Genomic DNA, 19,040 nt, shown 5'->3' with positions numbered 1-19,040 from the left:
TCACTCTGCCTTTCCGTTAAAAGTCGTCGCTTGGGACGCCCGTGTGCCTGTGGCGGTATCCTCAACCCAGATACGAATATCACTGCGGGCCAACGTTGCGGCCGGATCGAGGCGCGGCGCGGTGACATAAACCCGCTGCATAAAAGTCTTGTCCGCCGGGACAAGAATGCTGCGCCCTTCTTCGTGCCCTTCCAGTTGCAATTGAACCCCAGTTTCGGCGGTAACAGACAGCCGGAACACCCTCGCCTCGGCGTGTTTGTTGCGCATCCGCACGTCGTAGATGTTGCGGATGCTGCCATCTGAAAGCGTCACATAAGTCGGGTTGCGCAAGGGAGACACTGCCAGTTCGATGTCCGAACGCATGAACAGCGCGTAGATCAGGCCGATCCCGACAAGCGACCAAAGCGCCGTATAGAACAGCGTTCTGGGGCGCAGGATATGTTTCCATACCGGCTTGGGCGCGGCTCCGGCACGCTCTGCCGGCTCGTCAGACAGCGCGAGATAATCAATCAGCCCGCGCGGCTTGCCAATTTTGTCCATTACATCGTCGCAGGCGTCGATACAAAGCGCACAGGTGATACATTCCATTTGCTGCCCGTCGCGGATATCGATTCCCATCGGGCAAACGTTGACGCAGGCCATACAGTCAATGCAATCCCCGCGCGGCGCGGCATCCGCCGCCTGTGCCGCCTTGCGATGCTTGCCACGGGGCTCCCCCCGCCAGCCACGGTAGGCCACAGTGATCGTGTCAGGGTCCATCATCGCCGCCTGAATGCGAGGCCACGGGCACATATAGATACAGACCTGTTCCCTCAGGAAACCGCCAAAGATGAATGTGGTGGCCGTCAGGACAGCAATCGTAGCGTAAGCGATCGGATGGGCATCAAAGCGCAGAAGATCCCGCGCCAGAGTCGGGGCATCTGTGAAATAAAACACCCAAGCCCCACCGGTGGCCATCGCTATTCCCAACCAGATTGCCCATTTGGTCAACCGCAGCCGCCATTTGTGGAAATCCCACTTTGCCTTCCACAATCGCACCCGCGCATTGCGGTCTCCTTCGACCCAACGCTCCACCAGAATGAACAAATCGGTCCAGACCGTCTGCGGGCAGGTATATCCACACCACACCCGCCCAAGCGCCGAAGTGAAGAGGAAAAGCCCCAGCCCTGCCATCACCAGAAGCCCGGCGACAAAGTAAAATTCGTGCGGCCAGATTTCGATCCAGAAAAAGTAGAACCGCCGCCCCGCCATATCCAGCAGCACCGCCTGATCCGGCAGGTTCGGACCGCGATCCCAGCGTATCCACGGCATAAGATAGTAAATCCCCAGCGTAACCAGCATGATCCACCATTTCAGACGGCGGAATTTGCCCGAAACCTTGCGGGGAAACACGGGCTCTTGCGCCGCGTAGAGAGGGGGAGGCGTGGTTTGGGTCATGGTATCAATCCTGTTCGCAGCCTCGTCTTAGCGCACGGGAATCAGCTGCGCCTTGATATGGATCAAAAAGACCCCCGAAACGGCTTGTTTGCGAACAGGGCTGTTTCGGGGGAACGACACCGCCGTAGGGGAGGCAGCGCCGTATTCTAGAAGTCGATGGCGAGCTTGTTACTCGCCACCTCCAAGACCATGGACATAGGCAGATACAGCCCGCACATCCGCTTCGATCAGCCGTTGGCCCCAAGCAGGCATAATGCCGAACCGGGAATAAGTGATGGTTTGGATCAGGGTCTCCCGGTCACCACCATATAGCCAGATCGCATCCGCCAGATTAGGCGCACCCTGCTCGCGGTCGCCACGACCCGTATCACCATGGCAGGCCGCGCATTGCTCCGCAAACAGCTCCTGACCGCTGGCGGCAAGTTCAGGTTCAGCATCGTCATTGGACAGCGAGTACACATATTCCGCAGCTGCACGGATCTGCTCTTTTTCCAACAGTTCACCAAAGGCTGGCATTTCGGAATAACGGGCCTCGTCGTCGATATCATTGCGGATGCCGTGGCGCACAGTGAAGGTGATTTCATCCATACTGCCGCCCCAAAGCCAGTCATCGTCCAGCAGGTTCGGATAGCCCTTAAATCCGGCCGCACCAGAGCCGTGACACTGGGAACACTGCGCTTTGAACACAGCGCCACCGCGGGCCACTGCATAACGCAGCAGTTCGGGGTCTTCGGGCAGGCGGTCCATCTCGGCGGCCAGCAACTGTTCCACCAGCGCGCCGTTCTGTGCGTCATGGCTTTCTATCTCGCGGGCCACATCCGCCCGAGTGGACCAGCCGAGAACCCCCGTCGTCGCGCCGGAAATCAACGGCCATGCAGGAAAGGCGATGGTATAGGCAATGCCCCAGACAATTGTTGCGTACAGGGTCCAGAGCCACCATCGGGGCATCGGGTTGTTCAACTCCTCAATGCCATCCCAATTGTGACCGGTGGTTTCAACGCCGGTGACTTCATCCACGTTTTTTTCAGTATGGTCAGACATCAGTTTGTCCTCTTGATACAATCAGGGCAATTGCCCGCACAGCCGCGCAGGGCAGCATTGGATTGGTTCACCCGTGGCGCGACGGGTGACTGGGACTCCCGCAAGGGTATCCGGCTGGCGTCCTCGTGCATCTTCCGGCTTCCGGGGCGGAACAGAAACAGGATCGCGCCGAGGAAGAAGCAGAACATCGCAAGTAAAAACCAGCTGTCAGCCAGTTCGCGCAGGAAAGAATAGGTATCCATAGCGCCCTCCTATCGGCTTGCGTCAGGGGTGAAGGTGGAAAAGTCGACCATGGTCCCGAGCACCTGAAGATAGGCCACCAGCGCATCCATCTCTGTCAGCTCTTTCTGGCCGTCGAAATTGGCGACGGCAGCACCGGGATACCGTTCCAGCATGGCGTCGTAATCACTGTCAGGGTTGGCCTGCGCATAAAAATCCGCCACTGCGTTATCCAGCATGTCATCGTCATAGGGCACCCCCACAAGGCGGTGGGTATTCAATAGCGCCTTGATCTGGGTTGCCTCGATGCGGGTCTCTGCCAGAAACTCGTATTTCGGCATGATCGATTCCGGCACAACCGACTGCGGATCTTTCAGGTGCTCCACGTGCCATGCGTCAGAATAGCGCCCGCCCACGCGGGCCACATCCGGTCCGGTCCGTTTGGACCCCCACTGGAACGGGTGGTCGTACATCGACTCTGCGGCCAGCGAATAATGCCCGTAGCGTTCCACTTCATCGCGCATCGGACGGATCATCTGGCTGTGACAGAGGTAGCAGCCCTCTCGCACGTAGATGTCGCGCCCTGTCAGCTCCAGCGGGGAATAGGGGCGCACGCCCTCTACTTCCTCAATGGTGTTTTCCAGCCAGAACAGCGGCGCAATTTCCACGATCCCGCCGATTGAGACCACCAGAAGGGAGCTGACCAGCAGCAGGGTCGGACTTTTTTCAAGAATTGCATGTTTGTCGAGAAAGGCCATTTTCCGGACTCCTTATTCTGCTGCGACGGTCGGACTGGTGCCAGTGGTACCCGCCTTCGCCGTTTTCGGGCCGCGGATGGTCATCCACATGTTCCAGATCATGATCAGCGCGCCGGCAAGGAACATCACCCCGCCCAAGCCCCGCACCACATACATCGGGAATTTCGCGGCTACGGTGTCTGCGAAAGAGTTCACAAGGAAACCCTGATCATCCACTTCGCGCCACATCAGGCCTTCCATGATGCCAGTCACCCACATGGATGCGGCGTAAAGGACGATGCCGATGGTCGCCAACCAAAAGTGCCAGTTGATCGCGCTCATGGAATACATCTTGTCACGCCCCCACAGTCGGGGTGTCAGGAAGTAGAGACAGGCGAAGGTGATCATGCCGTTCCAGCCCAAAGCACCGGAGTGGACGTGACCGATGGTCCAGTCGGTATAGTGGGAAAGGGAGTTCACCGCGCGGATCGACATCATCGGACCTTCAAAGGTGGACATGCCATAAAAACCGAGAGACAGAACAAACATCCGCAGGATCGGATCGGTGCGCAGCTTGTCCCAAGCGCCTTGCAGGGTCATCAGACCGTTGATCATCCCCCCCCAGCTGGGCATCCACAGGATGATCGAAAACACCATCCCAAGGGTCGAAGCCCAGTCCGGCAATGCTGTGTAATGCAAATGGTGCGGCCCGGCCCAGATATAAAGGAAGATCAGCGCCCAGAAGTGAATGATCGACAGTTTATAGCTGTAGACCGGACGGCCTGCCTGTTTGGGCACGAAGTAATACATCATACCAAGAAAACCCGCCGTCAGGAAAAAACCGACCGCGTTGTGGCCGTACCACCACTGGGTCATCGCATCCTGCACACCGGCAAAGACTTGCACGGATTTACTGCCCCAGATGGACACCGGGATGGACAGGTTATTGATCACATGCAGCATGGCCACGGTGATGATGAAGGCAAGGTAGAACCAGTTCGCCACATAGATGTGGCGCTCGCGCCGCTTGAAGATCGTGCCAAGGAACACAGCAAGATAGGCGAGCCAGACAATCGTCAGCCAGATATCTACATACCATTCAGGCTCCGCGTATTCTTTGGATTGGGTGGACCCCAGCAGATAACCGGTTGCAGCCAGCACGATGAACAATTGATAGCCCCAGAACACAAACCAAGCGAGGTTTCCGCCCCAAAGCCGCGTCGCGCCTGTGCGCTGGACCACATAAAAAGAGGTCGCGATCAGGCCGTTGCCGCCAAAGGCAAAAATCACCGCAGATGTGTGAAGGGGCCGCAACCGGCCAAAATTGGCAAAGGGTTGGCCCCAGTCAAAGTTCAACTCGGGAAAGGCCAGTTGGAACGCGATGAACGTCCCCACCACAAATCCGGCAATCCCCCAGAACGCCGTCGCAATCACGCCAGCGCGGATCACCCCGTCGTCATAACCTGTCGGCACAGGCTTCGCCTTTTGCGGCTCCCCCGCGTGACGGATCACCCAAACAAACATGCAAAGCGCGATCACCATGATCAACACCGCATGTAATTGATACGCCGGATCCTGCGCCCAATTCGCGCCCATTGCCGCGAAAAGCGCAACTCCGGCCAGTAGAAAAGCCTTGATATAGTCCATCTGACACCTCGAAAATGACGAGCACTGCCAAGGCAGACACTCCTGTTCGCAAGTGTAGGGGTAGACGGGTTGGCGGAACGATTCCTTGATCTGGGTCAAGTTTGGCCGAAAAGGCACCGAATTCCACGGTGGTCAAATGCGGGGAAGATCAGTTCGGACTGTCGTCCCCTGATAGATCGTAGAGAGCCTGCGGATTGAGGACCTCAAAATTACGGCGGTCTTTGAACTGGATGATACCTTGTGATTTCAGCGCCGAGAGCTGACGGCTGACCGTTTCCAGAGTCAGACCAAGGTAATTGGCAATTTCCTCACGGCTTAACGGTAGGGTCAGCGCGTCATTTTGCGCCGTTTCCTCTTCCAGACTGCTGCGCCGGATCAACATATCAATGAACGTCGCGATCTTTTCGCGGGCCGTCTTGCGCCCCAACAGTAGCATCCAGTCCCGCGCGGCATCCAGTTCGTCCAGCGCGATTTCGACCAGCCGTTCGGACAAATGGGGCGTTACCAGCAACAGGTTTTCAAAAGGTTTGCGATCAAAGCAACAAAGGGTCACATCCGAGGCGGCGATCACGTCAAATTCGACACGCTCCCGTCCGGGCCGACCAATAAAATCTGACGGCAACAACAACCCGACCATCTGGGTGCGCCCGTCCTCCAGCGTCTTGCCAAGGGTCGCGACACCGCTGACAACCGAAGCCACAAAATCCATCGCTTCACCCCGCCACAGGATCTGCCCTCCGGCCTTGAAACTGCGGTACACTTTGATCTTTTCAAGGATATCCAGCTCTGCCCCCTCGCAACGGGAGCATACAGCACGATGCCGGATCGGGCATTCGCCGCATTTGATATTGGAGAGCACAGGAGCATTCATATCGCCCAGACCACCGCAGATTGTTAAAAGAAGCAACAAATTAATACAGGAAAGGGCCAAGAAGATATGCTGGCAGAACGCCGCACTAGGGGTACAAAGTGACACAGGCGCGACGGCCCGCCCCTTGCAAACCTGCCCGCAATAGCCCAAAGGATCGCAAAACGTGGAAGGGAAACATGACACAGCTTATTCCCGCTTGGGACAACGGTGTTCTGACAGCATTGGACAAACTGGATGTACACCGGCGCGGGCTGAAACATCCTGCGATTTCCGTGTTCCTACTGGCGGGCGATAAAACGCTGATCCAGCAAAGGGCGGCGCAAAAGTACCACACGCCAAACCTGTGGGCCAATACGGTCTGCACCCATCCCCATTGGGAAGAACCGAGTCTGGCCTGTGCCACCCGGCGCCTTGACGAAGAACTTGGCATCAGCGGCTGTGACCTGCAGTTCGGGCAGACCGTAGAATACCGCGCGGATGTGGGCGGTGGTCTGACCGAGCACGAGGTCGTGGATATCTATATCGCGCGGGTGAAAGAGGACATAGCAATGGCCCTGAACCCTGATGAGGTACAGGCCGTGCGTTGGATCGACTTTGATACGCTGGCACAGGAAATAAAAGCAGCGCCGGAAGAGTTCACGCCGTGGCTGCGGGTTTATATGCGGGATCATCGGGACTGGATCACCGCTGCGACCTAAGCGTACTTTGTTAACTTTTCCGCTCAAGCTTACGAAAGCAAAAGCCGGCTGCCAATGGCTTGGCGCGCTGGGCCGATGTCATTTCCTGACACGCCAGGCCACTGATAAATATACGAAAACCGCTTTAACATACTGCATTTATGAAGCTTCATATAAGACGCTTCATAAATGAAGCTTCATGGTTAGGTATCTGGAGACCTTTGTTAATAAAGCCGCCGTTTCAGCAGCCTTTATAAAGGCCCTACGTCCCGCCCTCCCCGTCACCCGCGCACAAAAAAACCGCGCCGCAGGTTTCCCTACGGCGCGGCCTGTTTTGGACAGAAACGTCAACTTATTTCAGCGCTGCGTCTGTAATGTCCAGTGTGTACGCCCCTTCGGGCTCTTTCGTGATCACAGGATCGGAACCGGCTGTCAGCAGGCTGTCCACGGTCCGGCGGTAGTCGGCTTCGTCCAGTGCGCCGTTTGATCCGGCAGTCAGCTTGGCCACCTCGGACATCATCCGCTTCTGGTGCTTCTCGGTCTGCGCGCCGGTCGCATCATTGTCCAGAACGATCATTGCGGCTTCGTCAGGGTTTTCCTCGGCATATTTCCAGCCTTTCATGGACGCCCGCACAAAACGGACCATCTTGTCCTTGAACGCCTCGTCCTTCAGGTTTTCGCCCAGAACATACATCCCGTCTTCCAGCGTCGCCACGCCCTGATCTTCGTATTTGAACACGACCAGCTCTTCAGGTGTCAGACCCGCATCGATGATTTGCCAGTATTCGTTATAGGTCATTGTAGACACGCAAGCAGCCTGCTTCTGCAAAAGCGGATCAACATTGAACCCCTGCTTGAGAACCGTCACCCCACCGTCGGACCCGTCTGTTTTCAGACCGAGTTTGCTCATCCAGCTCAGGAAGGGATATTCGTTACCAAAGAACCAGACGCCCAAGGTCTTGCCCGGAAAATCATCCGGAGAGGACACACCTGCATCCTTGCGGCAGGTCAGCATCATGCCGGAAGATTTGAACGGCTGGGCAATATTGACCAGATCCAGACCCTTTTCGCGGGAGGCCAGCGCGGAGGGCATCCAGTCCAGAACGACATCGGCGCCACCACCGGCAATCACCTGTGCAGGGGCAATATCCGGACCGCCCGGTTTGATGGTGACATTCAGGTCTTCTTCTTCATAAAACCCTTTGTCCTGCGCCACGTAATATCCGGCGAACTGGGCCTGTGTGACCCATTTCAGTTGCAGCGTCACATCATCCGCTGCTTGCGCGAAAGACGCACCCAGCGCCATCGCACCTGCAAGTGCTGTGGTTACCAATTTCTTCATTTTCTTACTCTCCTTGTTGATTCGTTTTTAATTTTTCTACCCTCTCTGCGAAGGGTGCCAGAAGGTGACGCCTTTTTCCAGCAGCGCCACCAACCCGTAAAAGGCCGAACCTGCAATCGCCGCCACGGCAATCTCGGCCCAGACCATATCCAGTGCCAACCGACCAACTTCGGTCGAAATCCTAAATCCCATTCCTTTGATCGGCGAACCGAAGAACTCGGCCACAATGGCACCGATCAGAGCCAGCGTTGTCGCGATTTTCAGGCCGTTAAAGATAAAGGGCATTGCCGCAGGCAAACGCAGTTTCATCAGGGCTTGAGGATAGCTCGCCGCGTAAGTCCGCATCAGATCCCGCTGCATGGCGTCAGAAGCCTGCAACCCCTGTACTGTGTTTACCAGCACCGGGAAGAACACCATCGCCACAACCACCGCCGCTTTGGACTGCCAGTCAAACCCGAACCACATTACCATGATCGGGGCCAGCCCGATAATCGGCAGCGCGGCCACAAAATTTCCAACCGGCAGCAAGCCACGTTGCAAGAAGGGGCTGCGGTCCACAGCAACAGCGACAAGAAAAGCCGCCCCACATCCGATGATATACCCGCTCAGGGCTCCTTTTACGAAGGTCTGGAAGAAATCTTCCCACAACAATGGCAGGTTCTGCGAAAACGTCACTGCAATGGCCGAAGGGGGTGGCAAAAGGACGGGGCTAATTCCAAATCCCCGTACAATACCCTCCCACAGCAAAAGCAGGGTAATCCCGAACAAGGCGGGTACAGCAAAGGCGTTAAAGCGGTTCGGCTTCTGCGCTGTGAGGATAATGTTCACCCGCCACGCCGCGATCCAGAAAACCAGTACAAATACGATCCAGATCATTGCGCCATCCCCATCCGTTTCAATGTCACCCGTTGCAACAAACCGATACTGGCCACCATCAGTGCCGCCAGCGTCGCCGCAGCAATAAGCGCAGACCAGATTTGTACCGTCTGGCCGTAATAACTGCCCACCAGCATCCGCGCTCCAAGTCCGCCGTCCTGCGACAACGACAGTTCAGCCACGACCGCACCAATCAAACTGGCTGCAATCCCTACCTTGAGAGAGGCAAAGAGATAAGGGGCCGAAGCCGGAAGCCGCAACTTCCAAAAGGTCTGCCCGCGTGACGCATTCCAAGTGCGCATCTGGTCCATCTGCATGTGATCGGGCGACCGCAGCCCCTTCACCATGCCAACCACCACAGGGAAGAAGGAAAGATACATGGAAATCACGCCTTTGGCGATCAGGTCATCTACCTGCGCACTGGCCAGAACCACCACGATCATCGGCGCAATCGCCAGAATGGGAATGGTCTGGCTGGCAATGATCCACGGCATGACCGATTTATCCATCGCGCGGTTGTGCACGATGCCAATGGCCAGCAAAATACCGAGCCCGGTGCCAAACACAAAGCCCAGCACTGTAGAAGACAGGGTGATCCAGCCGTGATAGATCAGCGAGCGTTTGCTGAATGCCCGCCCCCGCTGCACCATTGCACCTGTGGTCTTCCACAACTCTGCCCCCACCTGATGAGGCGGCGGCAGACGCGGCTTCTCCTGTGTCATTGTATCCTTGACCATCTCGCCGAAGGACAGTTCGACACCCGCCCGTTGCGCCTTGTCATAGGCCCAGTTTTTGTTGAGCATCACAGCCCCGCCATACCAGAGCGCAAAAAGCGCCAGCACGACCGTGAGAATAGGAAGAACGTTACGCATGGCAAATACCCTCCCGCTTCAATGTTCCGCCAAATACTCCCGCCGGAGGCGTACCGCGATATGCGTCACGCCAGTTTAGTTTGAGTATTTTAAGAACATTGAAACCATTTCTGTCGCAGACTGGCCGTGCGGCACAGGCTGGAGAGCCGATGGCCGTGAACGTTGAAGCCGCTTTACCCTCCCAATAGGGCAAAAGTGTCAAACCCGCAGGGGCGTGCGCAAAGAGAGGTCGGGCGCCCCTGTCAGCGGCGGGTAAGGCTCTTGAAAACAGGCTCTTACCCATCCGCATGCCCTTCTCTCAGCCCGTCGCGCACACGATGGGCAATTTCGATAAACTCCGGCGTATCGCGGATTTCAAGCGGGCGTTCTTTTGGAAGTGTGCTGTCGATGACATCGGCAATCCGGCCCGGACGCGGGGACATGACTACAATTTTTGTCGAGAGATAAACCGCCTCGGGGATGGAATGGGTCACGAAACCGATGGTTTTTTCCGTGCGCGCCCAAAGCGCAAGAAGCTGTTCGTTCAGATGGTCCCGCACAATTTCATCAAGCGCCCCGAAAGGTTCGTCCATCAGCAAAATATCCGCATCAAAGGCCAGTGCGCGGGCAATAGAGGCCCGTTGTTGCATCCCGCCGGACAATTGCCACGGAAACTTGCGATCAAATCCGTCGAGTTCCACCAGTTCGAGCACCTGCTGCACCCGTTTGGCCTGATCCTCTTTAGAATACCCCATGATTTCCAGTGGCAGGCGAATATTGCCACCGATTGTGCGCCACGGGTACAGCCCAGCCGCCTGAAACACATAACCATAAGCCCGCGACTTGCGTGCTTCGCGCGGGGTGACACCATTGACCGTGATTTCGCCGCCCGTCGGGGTCTCCAGATCGGCCATGCAGCGCAGAAAGGTGGTTTTCCCGCAGCCTGAAGGCCCGATGAAGGAGACAAATTCACCTTTGGCGATATCAAGATTGATATCCTTGAGCGCATGGACCGGTCCGTCGTTGGTCTCAAACGTGAGGCTGAGGTTTTTTGCCGAAATTACAGTGTCGTTCATTCCCTGCTTTCTGTTTTTTTCAAGTGGGCCGATCCCAGAGTTTAGGCTCTGATATTTCGACCGAATTCCCTGCCGGATCTCTGACGTAGATGGATCTTGCGCCGTTTGGCCATTGGAAATCCGCTTCAATGGCAATATTCAATTTCGACAGATGTGCAGCCCAGCGGTCCATGTCTGCGCCGCTGGCACGAAAACACATGTGGCCCTGCCCTTCTGCGCCGTGGGTTGGCACGGGCAGACTGCCAGACGCCAGTTTTGTGGCTTCGGGGTTGAAGATCAGCAACATGCCCGGCCCGCAGCCGAAAAATACATGGCGTCCTTCCACCCGAAGCACTTCTTCCAGTCCGAAGACATCGCTGTAGAACGTGGCAGCCGCATCCAGATCGCGGGCATAAAGCGCGGTTTCCAGAATTGCATCGGGGGTCATGGTCGCGCTCCCGAACGAAGCTGCACCGGCCCGTATGCCTTAAGATCAGAAAAACGGGCGCGGCTCATGTCTTAAATCCCTGCCGGAATGTTCATCGGATCCCGCTCGATCTTGCGGGGCGAATTCAGTTCCTTCCACTTGGACAGGGCCGTATGGGCCGATGGGAAAGCCGGACGCGGCACGAAACGGCCCCGACCCGGCTGCGGCTGGGAGTTCTTGCCCCAAGCCCAGATCACATCCCCACGGCTGAGCGTGTAGCGGGCGTTGGCAGTGACCTCGAACCCCTCAAAGACGTTGTAATCCAGCACGGAATGATGGTTGCTGGGCGAGATCGTTTTGGAAATTTTCGGATCCCAGACAACAATATCCGCATCTGCCCCTTCAACAATCGCGCCCTTCTTGGGATAGATGTTCAGGATCTTGGCCACATTGGTCGAGGTGGCCGCAACAAATTCCTGCGGTGTCAGACGCCCTGTTTCCACCCCTTCAGTCCAAAGCACGGCAAGACGCTCTTCCAGCCCGTTGGACCCGTTCGGGATGATCCGGAAATCGTCCCGCCCTGCCCGTTTCTGTTCGGTGTTAAAGGCGGCGTGATCAGTCGCGACCACTTGCAGTGATCCGGCCTGCAGTCCGGCCCAGAGGCTGTCCTGATGTTTCTTGTTGCGGAAGGGCGGTGACATCACGCGGCGGGCGGCGTGGTCCCAGTCCTTGTTGAAATATTCGCTCTCGTCCAGTGTCAGGAACTGGATCAGCGGCTCTCCGTAAACGCGCATACCTTTCTGGCGGGCGCGGCGGATCGCTTCGTGGGCCTGCTCGCAAGACACATGCACAATATAGAGCGGCACGCCTGCTGCATCGGCAATGGTAATCGCGCGGTTGGCGGCTTCGCCTTCCAGTTCGGGCGGACGGGAATAGGCGTGCCCTTCGGGGCCGGTGATCCCCTCGTTCATGTATTTCTCTTGCAGGATCGCCACCAGATCGCCGTTTTCCGCATGGACCATCGGCAGCGCGCCCAGTTCCTTGCAACGCTGGAAAGAGGCGAACATCTCGTCGTCCTCGATCATCAGCGCGCCTTTGTAGGCCATAAAGTGTTTGAAGGAGTTCACGCCCATGTCCACGGCGGTTTTCATCTCTTCAAATATCTGCTCGTTCCAGCCTGTTACCGCCATGTGATAGCCGATGTCGGAACAGATCTGCGGTGCCGATTTACGGTGCCATTCCTTGATCCCGTTGACGATGGAGCCGTCTTCACCGGGCAGGCAGAAATCCACCAGCATGGTGGTACCCCCCGCAGCAGCGGCCCAAGTGCCGGATTCAAAGGTTTCTGCGGCGGTGGTGCCCATGAAAGGCATTTCCAAATGGGTATGCGGATCAATCCCGCCCGGAATGACATAGGCGCCTTCGGCGTCGATGTATTCATCGCCCTTCAGGTCCTCACCGATTTGCTTGATCGTTTCCCCTTCGATCAGAACATCCGCTTTCCAAGCCCGATCCGCCGTGCAAACCGTGCCGCCTTTGATGACTTTCGTTGTCATTTTTTTTCTCCCTGTTTTTCCGCACCGTATCGGCCCTTGGCTGGAGCCATATGCAGATCGGCATCGGATCGAGTCCCGTTACTTTCTGCCATTGCGGATTGCTTTCTTCGTTTCGTCAATCTTCCCCTCTTCGGCTCCCTCACCGCGAGGCTATCGGTTTGGGCGTTTCAGCCCTGAACTTCCGCGGTCTCCAGCACCGCGTGCATCAGCACATCCGCGCCAGCCGCAGCCCATTCCTTGGAAATCTCTTCCGCTTCGTTATGGCTCAGCCCGTCCACACAGGGGCACATCACCATCGCGGTCGGGGCCATGCGGTTGATCCAGCAGGCATCATGCCCTGCACCGGAGACGATGTTGCGGTGGGAATAGCCGAGCCGTTCCGCCGCATTGCGCACAGCTGTGACGCAGCCTTCGTCAAATTCCACCGGATCAAAGCCGCCGACTTTTTCAAATGCCACACCAAGGCCCATATCATCGGCAATCTTTTGCGCCTCGGCTTTGAAACGGGTCTCCATATCTTCGATCACGTCAAGCTGGGGCGAGCGGAAATCAACCGTGAACACCACCTTGCCCGGAATCACATTGCGCGAGTTGGGGTAAACGTCGATATGTCCCGCTGCGCCCACGGCATCGGGTTTATGGGACCAAGCTATTTCTTCCACCTTTTCCAGCATCCGCGCCATGCCAAGCCCTGCGTTCTTGCGCATGGGCATCGGGGTGCTGCCGGTATGGGCGTCCTTGCCTGTCACAGTGACTTGCGTCCAAGACAGACCCTGCCCGTGGGTGACAACGCCGATGTCCTTGCCCTCTGCTTCCAGAATCGGCCCCTGTTCTATGTGCAACTCGAAGAATGCGTGCATCTTGCGTTCGCCCACAGGCTCGTCGCCCTTCCAACCGATCCGCTCCAACTCATCCCCGAACTTCAGACCTTCGGCGTCTTCGCGGTCGTAAGCCCATTCTTGCGTGTGCATTCCGGCAAAAACGCCGGAGGCCAGCATCGCTGGGGCAAAACGTGTGCCTTCCTCATTGGTCCAGTTTGTCACCACAATCGGATGCTTCGTCTTTACGCCCAGATCATTCATCGAGCGCAGGATTTCCAAACCGCCGAGCACCCCGAGAATACCATCGTATTTTCCACCCGTGGGCTGGGTATCAAGGTGCGATCCCACATAAACCGGCAGCGCGTCAGGATCAGTGCCTTCATAGCGCGCGAACATATTGCCCATCGTGTCGAGCCCCATGCTGCAGCCTGCCGCTTCGCACCATTTCTGGAACAGGGCGCGCCCTTCGCCATCTTCATCGGTCAGGGTTTGCCGGTTGTTCCCGCCCGCAACGCCAGGCCCGATTTTGGCCATCTCCATCAGGCTGTCCCACAGCCGATCGGCGTTAATCCGGAGGTTGCTAGCTGGTGCCGCCATGAGTCTTCTCCCTGTCATGCATCTTGCGCTGGTCTTTTTCTGACCATATGGTCAAGACTATGGATGCACCCTGACCATTCGGTCAAGAAATTTCTGAAAGTGCTTTGAATGAACCCAGATACTGCCCCTGCCCGCAAACAAAATAAGCGCCGCGAAAAAGAAGTGGTTATTTTGCAGGCAGCAGAGAAAGTCTTTGCGGAGGAAGGGTTTGGCGGCGCAACCATGCAACTAATTGCAGATGCGGCGCAGCTGCCCAAAGCCAATGTGCACTATTATTTTTCAACAAAAGAAGAACTTTACCGGCAGGTGGTTTCCAACATTTTTGACGTCTGGCTGCAAGCCGCTGGCAGCTTTGAAGAATCCGACGGCCCAGCCGAAGGGATCGGTGCCTATATCGACGCCAAAATGGAGATCAGCCGCACCCGTCCCGCAGGTTCGAAAGTATGGGCCTCTGAAGTGATGCACGGCGCGCCGATCATTCAGGATTACCTCGAAACCACACTGGTAGAATGGACCAACTCCCGCATTCAGGCGATAGATGCCTGGATCGCTGCGGGGTTGATGGACCCGATCAGCCCGCGACACCTGCTTTACATGATCTGGGCAACGACACAGCATTACGCCGATTTCGGCCACCAGATACAGACCCTGAACCGCAATACTCCCCTTTCCGAAAGTGAATGGAATGCGGCAAAGGAATCCGTCAAAAAAATTATTTTGAAGGGGATCGGGGTCTCTTCCTGACCTTTAGGTTCCGTCCCAAGACACAAGGCACCAGACTATGGCACGCGCAGCTTCCACCAAAGGCAACACCCGAATCCAGCGCCAGAAAACCAAACAGATCCTCGATGCAGCGCTAGAGGTCTTTTCCACCTACGGCTTTCGCGGTTCCACGATTGACCAGATCGCAGCGCAGGCGGGTCTGTCCAAGCCCAATATCCTGTATTATTTCGACGGCAAGGAAGCGATCCACGGTGTGCTGCTGGACCGTTTGCTGCACACATGGCTGGAACCGCTGGAACATCTGGGCGAAAGCGATAATCCGGTAGATGAAATCTGCGCCTATGTGACCCGCAAGCTGGAAATGTCGCGGGATTATCCCCGTGAAAGCCGCCTGTTTGCCAACGAAATCCTGCAAGGCGCGCCCAATATACTTGCAGATCTGCAAGGGCCGCTCAAATCCCTCACGGATGAAAAATGCCGTCTGATCCAAAGCTGGATCGACGAAGGCAAGATCGCGCCCCTTGATCCGCACCACCTGATTTTCTCCATCTGGTCAACCACCCAGCATTATGCGGATTTCGATGTGCAGGTGCAGGCCGTTCTCGGAGAATCAGGCGCGGACCGGTTTGCCACCGCGCAAACCCATCTCGACCGTCTGTTTCGCAGCATGCTGACGCCGCGCGCGGATCATGACATCTAAGGCAAAAGCCTTCCTGCGCGACCACTGGCAATTGTTGCTGCTGGTGGCGCTGGTCTTTGCTTTCTGGCGCACACCTGTTTTGCTGCCCTTGCGATTGCTGACCGTTTTCTTCCACGAATCCGCTCATGCCGCTGCGACGATCCTCACCGGTGGCACGGTCGTAGAGTTCGCAATCAACGCCAATGAATCCGGCCATGTTCACAGCCGGGGCGGCAGCCGTTTCATTACCCTGTCCGCCGGATACCTCGGGTCCCTGTTGATCGGGGCGGCGCTGTTCCTGCTGGCGGTGCGCACCAATTGGGACCGCTGGAGCCTTGGCACACTCGGCGCGATCATCGCCTGCATTACCCTCCTTTACGTGCGCAGCCTGTTCGCGCTGGCCTTCGGTTTTGGCACAGCCGCAGCCCTTCTCGCGGTTGCATACTGGCTGCGCCCCTCCTTCAGCGACTTCCTGTTGCGCCTGATCGGGGCCACCAGCTTGATCTATGTGCCTTACGATATTTTCGCAGACACGATCCGCGGCGCTGCGGCCCGTTCGGACGCACGTATGCTGGCCGAGGAATTTGGCGGTGCGACAGTCCTGTGGGGCGCGCTCTGGCTCGCGATCAGTCTCTGGTGCATTTTCCTCGTGTTCCGCTACGCCTTGCGCAGCCCCAGCAACATCGCCCTGACAAAATAAAACGGGGCGCCAAGGCACCCCGCTTCAATGTTCCGATAAATACTCGATCCTTACTCGGCAGCAACAACGCTCGGGTTGTTGGGATGTGTGGTCCAGTCGCCATGCTCGCCCGACACAACCTGCCCCGTGCGTTCATCCACCATTCCGGGTTCCAGTGTTTCCATGGTGATGCAGCCTTCCACGGGACAGACATTCACGCAGAGATTACAGGCCACGCATTCGTCGTCCATTACCTCGAACACGCGATCCGCCGACATGGAAATCGCCTGATGGGAGGTGTCTTCGCAGGCCGCATAGCAGCGGCCGCATTTGATGCAGTCGTCCTGACTGATCCGTGCCTTGGTCACATGGTTCAGGTTCAGATGCTGCCAGTCGCGCACGTTCGGAACCGCACGGCCGACAAAATCGTCGATGCTGCTATGGCCCTTTTCGTCCATCCACTGGCCAAGGCCGCTGATCATTTCCTGCACCACCTTGAACCCGTAGGTCATCGCCGCGGTACAGACCTGCACATTGCCACAACCAAGTGACATGAACTCTGCCGCATCGCGCCATGTGGTGATGCCGCCGATGCCGGACATAGGCAGACCGGCGGTTTCAGGGCTGCGGGCGATTTCCGCGACCATATTCATTGCGATCGGCTTCACCGCCGGACCGCAATACCCGCCATGAGAGCCCTTGCCGTCAATGGTGGGTTCCGGCGCGAAACTGTCCAGATTTACGCTGGTGATCGAATTGATCGTGTTGATCAGGCTGACCGCGTCCGCCCCGCCCCGCTTCGCTGCCTGTGCGGGATAGCGCACATCGGTGATATTAGGTGTCAGTTTCACGATGACCGGCATACGTGTGTTCTGCTTGCACCAGCGTGTGACCATTTCGATATATTCCGGCACCTGCCCCACGGCGGACCCCATACCCCGTTCGGCCATGCCGTGCGGGCAGCCAAAGTTTAGCTCGATCCCGTCAGCGCCGGTTTCTTCCACCACCGGCAGGATGGCTTTCCACGCCTCTTCCTCGCAGGGTACCATAAGGGACACCACCAGCGCACGGTCGGGATAGTCCCGCTTCACCGCCTTGATTTCCCGCAGGTTCTGCTGCAGGGGCCGGTCGGTGATCAACTCGATGTTGTTCAGGCCCAGCAAGCGCCGGTCCGCCCCAAATATCGCGCCATAGCGGGGACCGTTTACATTGACCACCGGCGGGCCTTCTTCGCCCAAAGTCTTCCAGACCACACCACCCCAGCCCGCTTCATAGGCGCGGCGGACGTTGTATTCCTTGTCGGTCGGCGGGGCAGAGGCCAGCCAGAACGGGTTCGGGGATTTAATGCCTACAAATTCGCTTCTCAGATCAGCCATTGTTACGCTCCCTTTCCCATAAGTGTTGCGTGAATATCCATTGCCGCATCGCGGCCCTCGGCCACGGCGGTCACGGTCAGGTCGTCGCCGCCGCTGGCACAGTCGCCCCCAGCCCAGACGCCGGTCACAGAAGTACGACCCGTTTCGGAAACCGCAATCTTGCCCCGCTCAACCGTCAGACCTGCATCTGTGGTCAGGGTCTGGCCAATGGCCTTAAACACCTGATCCGCAGGAATCTCGAAGGTCTCGCCAGTCGGGGTCAATTCTCCGCCTGCACTGGTGGTGCGGGCAAATTCCACGCCCCTCACCTTGCCGTTGCCCAAAACACGGACAGGCTGTGCGTTGAATTCGATCCGCACGCCATGGCTGGTGGCCAGCACCTGTTCGAACTCCGAGGCACCCATCGCGGATTTGTCGCGGCGATAGGCTACTGTCACATCCTGTGCGCCCAGCAGCTTGGATTGCACAGCAGCGTCAATGGCTGTCATCCCGCCACCGATCACCACCACGCGGCGGCCTACCGGCAGTTTGGTCAGATCATCGGCCTGTCGCAGTTCCGCGATGAAATCCACCGCATCGCGCACGCCCTCTTTGTCTTCACCTTCGGCCCGCAGCGCATTCACGCCGCCAAGACCAACCCCGAGGAACACTGCATCATACTGGCCTTGCAAGGTTTCCAGCGTGATGCTCTCTCCCAGCTTCTGTTCGTAGCGGATTTCGATGCCACCGATTTGCAGCAGCCAGTCCACTTCGGCCTGTGCGAAACCTTCGACAGATTTATAGGCCGCAATCCCGTATTCGTTCAGACCGCCCCCTTTAGGGCGTGCGTCAAACATCACCACATCATGGCCCAGCATCGCCAGACGGTGCGCGGCAGACAGACCGGCCGGGCCTGCACCGACAACCGCAACGGATTTTCCGGTCGGGGCGGCGCGGGTGAATGGATGCTTGCCCTGCGCCATCACCTTGTCGGTGGCATAACGCTGCAACTGACCGATCAGAACCGGCTTGCCTTCGGCGACCTCGCGCACGCAGACCTCTTCACACAGGGTTTCTGTCGGACAGACCCGCGCGCACATTCCTCCCAAAATGTTTTGCTCGAAGATTGTCTCGGCAGCGGATTCCGCAGTGCCGGTTGCGATCTGGCGGATGAACAACGGAATATCAATCGACGTTGGACAGGCCGTCTGGCAGGGCGCATCATAGCAGAAATAACAGCGGTCCGCCGCCACCAGTGCTTCGTGATCGTCAAGTGGCGGATGCAAGTCGCTGAAATTGTCCGCCACGGCGTCCGCGCTGATGCGGCCCGCTACAATTCCATCCGTATGTGGAGAGTTTCCCATGCCTAGTCCCTGTTAAAACTTCGGTAGACTCAAACCCTTGCACAGGTCTTTTTATTTATCAATTGGTAAAATTTTCAAGAAATGCT

The 19,040-nt window shown here is 57.3% G+C and carries 19 protein-coding genes; 4 read left to right on the top strand and 15 right to left on the bottom strand.

The genetic code is table 11. From position 1 onward, the window contains the following. The 6 genes from ccoG to fnrL form a co-directional block, all read right to left on the bottom strand. Positions 1-1,437 carry a cytochrome c oxidase accessory protein CcoG gene (ccoG, locus tag C0U40_RS03565; protein ID WP_101654346.1) on the bottom strand — a complete coding sequence of 479 codons (1,437 nt, stop codon included), beginning with the start codon at positions 1,435-1,437 and terminating at the stop codon, positions 1-3. Between the two features lie 168 nt (positions 1,438-1,605). Further along, on the bottom strand, positions 1,606-2,478 hold the full coding sequence (gene ccoP / locus C0U40_RS03560; RefSeq protein WP_101654345.1) for a cytochrome-c oxidase, cbb3-type subunit III: 873 nt from the start codon (positions 2,476-2,478) through the stop codon (positions 1,606-1,608). Further along, positions 2,478-2,720, bottom strand: a complete 243-nt coding sequence (locus C0U40_RS03555) for a cbb3-type cytochrome c oxidase subunit 3 (RefSeq protein WP_101654344.1) — start codon at positions 2,718-2,720, stop codon at positions 2,478-2,480. Before C0U40_RS03555 ends, ccoP begins: the two co-directional genes overlap by 1 nt. Before the next feature lie 9 nt (positions 2,721-2,729). Further along, positions 2,730-3,455: a cytochrome-c oxidase, cbb3-type subunit II gene (gene ccoO / locus C0U40_RS03550; RefSeq protein ID WP_101654343.1), complete on the bottom strand. Its 726-nt coding sequence runs from the start codon at positions 3,453-3,455 to the stop codon at positions 2,730-2,732. Between the two features lie 12 nt (positions 3,456-3,467). Beyond that, entirely contained in the window at positions 3,468-5,081 is a 1,614-nt protein-coding gene (gene ccoN, locus C0U40_RS03545) for a cytochrome-c oxidase, cbb3-type subunit I (protein ID WP_101654342.1), read from the bottom strand. 148 nt (positions 5,082-5,229) lie between these two features. Beyond that, positions 5,230-5,952, bottom strand: a complete 723-nt coding sequence (gene fnrL, locus C0U40_RS03540) for a transcriptional regulator FnrL (RefSeq protein ID WP_101654807.1) — start codon at positions 5,950-5,952, stop codon at positions 5,230-5,232. Between the two features lie 176 nt (positions 5,953-6,128). On the opposite strand from fnrL, the gene idi reads away from it, so the two are divergent. Continuing rightward, entirely contained in the window at positions 6,129-6,650 is a 522-nt protein-coding gene (idi, locus tag C0U40_RS03535; RefSeq protein WP_101654341.1) for an isopentenyl-diphosphate delta-isomerase, read from the top strand. A 331-nt stretch (positions 6,651-6,981) separates the two neighbouring features. On the opposite strand, the gene C0U40_RS03530 is transcribed toward idi, so the two are convergent. The 7 genes from C0U40_RS03530 to C0U40_RS03500 form a co-directional block, all read right to left on the bottom strand. Beyond that, complete coding sequence (locus C0U40_RS03530; RefSeq protein WP_101654340.1) at positions 6,982-7,971, bottom strand: ABC transporter substrate-binding protein; 990 nt, start codon at positions 7,969-7,971, stop codon at positions 6,982-6,984. A gap of 36 nt (positions 7,972-8,007) precedes the next feature. Further along, positions 8,008-8,847: an ABC transporter permease gene (locus C0U40_RS03525; protein WP_101654339.1), complete on the bottom strand. Its 840-nt coding sequence runs from the start codon at positions 8,845-8,847 to the stop codon at positions 8,008-8,010. Then, positions 8,844-9,719, bottom strand: coding sequence for an ABC transporter permease (locus C0U40_RS03520; protein ID WP_101654338.1), 876 nt, complete (start codon positions 9,717-9,719; stop codon positions 8,844-8,846). The genes C0U40_RS03525 and C0U40_RS03520 overlap by 4 nt, the downstream gene beginning before the upstream one ends. A gap of 275 nt (positions 9,720-9,994) precedes the next feature. After that, on the bottom strand, positions 9,995-10,774 hold the full coding sequence (locus tag C0U40_RS03515) for an ABC transporter ATP-binding protein (RefSeq protein WP_101654337.1): 780 nt from the start codon (positions 10,772-10,774) through the stop codon (positions 9,995-9,997). A 19-nt stretch (positions 10,775-10,793) separates the two neighbouring features. Further along, positions 10,794-11,201, bottom strand: coding sequence for a VOC family protein (locus tag C0U40_RS03510; RefSeq protein ID WP_101654336.1), 408 nt, complete (start codon positions 11,199-11,201; stop codon positions 10,794-10,796). Between the two features lie 71 nt (positions 11,202-11,272). Further along, positions 11,273-12,736, bottom strand: coding sequence for a dihydropyrimidinase (gene hydA, locus C0U40_RS03505; protein WP_069298847.1), 1,464 nt, complete (start codon positions 12,734-12,736; stop codon positions 11,273-11,275). A gap of 167 nt (positions 12,737-12,903) precedes the next feature. Next, the gene (locus C0U40_RS03500) at positions 12,904-14,154 is read right to left on the bottom strand and encodes a Zn-dependent hydrolase (RefSeq protein WP_101654335.1); all 1,251 of its coding nucleotides are present in this window, start codon (positions 14,152-14,154) and stop codon (positions 12,904-12,906) included. Between the two features lie 108 nt (positions 14,155-14,262). Between C0U40_RS03500 and C0U40_RS03495 the strand changes: the two genes are divergently transcribed. The 3 genes from C0U40_RS03495 to C0U40_RS03485 are packed head-to-tail and all read left to right on the top strand — an operon-like array spanning position 14,263 to position 16,256. Further along, positions 14,263-14,898 carry a TetR/AcrR family transcriptional regulator gene (locus tag C0U40_RS03495; protein WP_101654334.1) on the top strand — a complete coding sequence of 212 codons (636 nt, stop codon included), beginning with the start codon at positions 14,263-14,265 and terminating at the stop codon, positions 14,896-14,898. A 37-nt stretch (positions 14,899-14,935) separates the two neighbouring features. Next, positions 14,936-15,577 carry a TetR family transcriptional regulator C-terminal domain-containing protein gene (locus tag C0U40_RS03490; RefSeq protein WP_101654333.1) on the top strand — a complete coding sequence of 214 codons (642 nt, stop codon included), beginning with the start codon at positions 14,936-14,938 and terminating at the stop codon, positions 15,575-15,577. After that, positions 15,567-16,256, top strand: coding sequence for a M50 family metallopeptidase (locus C0U40_RS03485; protein ID WP_101654332.1), 690 nt, complete (start codon positions 15,567-15,569; stop codon positions 16,254-16,256). Before C0U40_RS03490 ends, C0U40_RS03485 begins: the two co-directional genes overlap by 11 nt. A 50-nt stretch (positions 16,257-16,306) precedes the next feature. Here the strand turns inward: C0U40_RS03485 and preA are convergent, their stop codons facing one another. Both preA and C0U40_RS03475 read right to left on the bottom strand, forming a co-directional pair. After that, positions 16,307-17,611 carry an NAD-dependent dihydropyrimidine dehydrogenase subunit PreA gene (preA, locus tag C0U40_RS03480; protein ID WP_101654331.1) on the bottom strand — a complete coding sequence of 435 codons (1,305 nt, stop codon included), beginning with the start codon at positions 17,609-17,611 and terminating at the stop codon, positions 16,307-16,309. A gap of 2 nt (positions 17,612-17,613) precedes the next feature. Further along, positions 17,614-18,954 carry an NAD(P)-dependent oxidoreductase gene (locus C0U40_RS03475; RefSeq protein WP_101654330.1) on the bottom strand — a complete coding sequence of 447 codons (1,341 nt, stop codon included), beginning with the start codon at positions 18,952-18,954 and terminating at the stop codon, positions 17,614-17,616. Between the last annotated feature and the right edge of the window lie 86 nt (positions 18,955-19,040).

The sequence above is a fragment of the Neptunicoccus cionae genome, from assembly GCF_002860325.1.
Lineage (GTDB): Bacteria > Pseudomonadota > Alphaproteobacteria > Rhodobacterales > Rhodobacteraceae > Amylibacter > Amylibacter lutimaris.
Note: the sequence above shows the minus strand (reverse complement) of the source record. Positions and strands in the feature narration are given on the sequence as shown.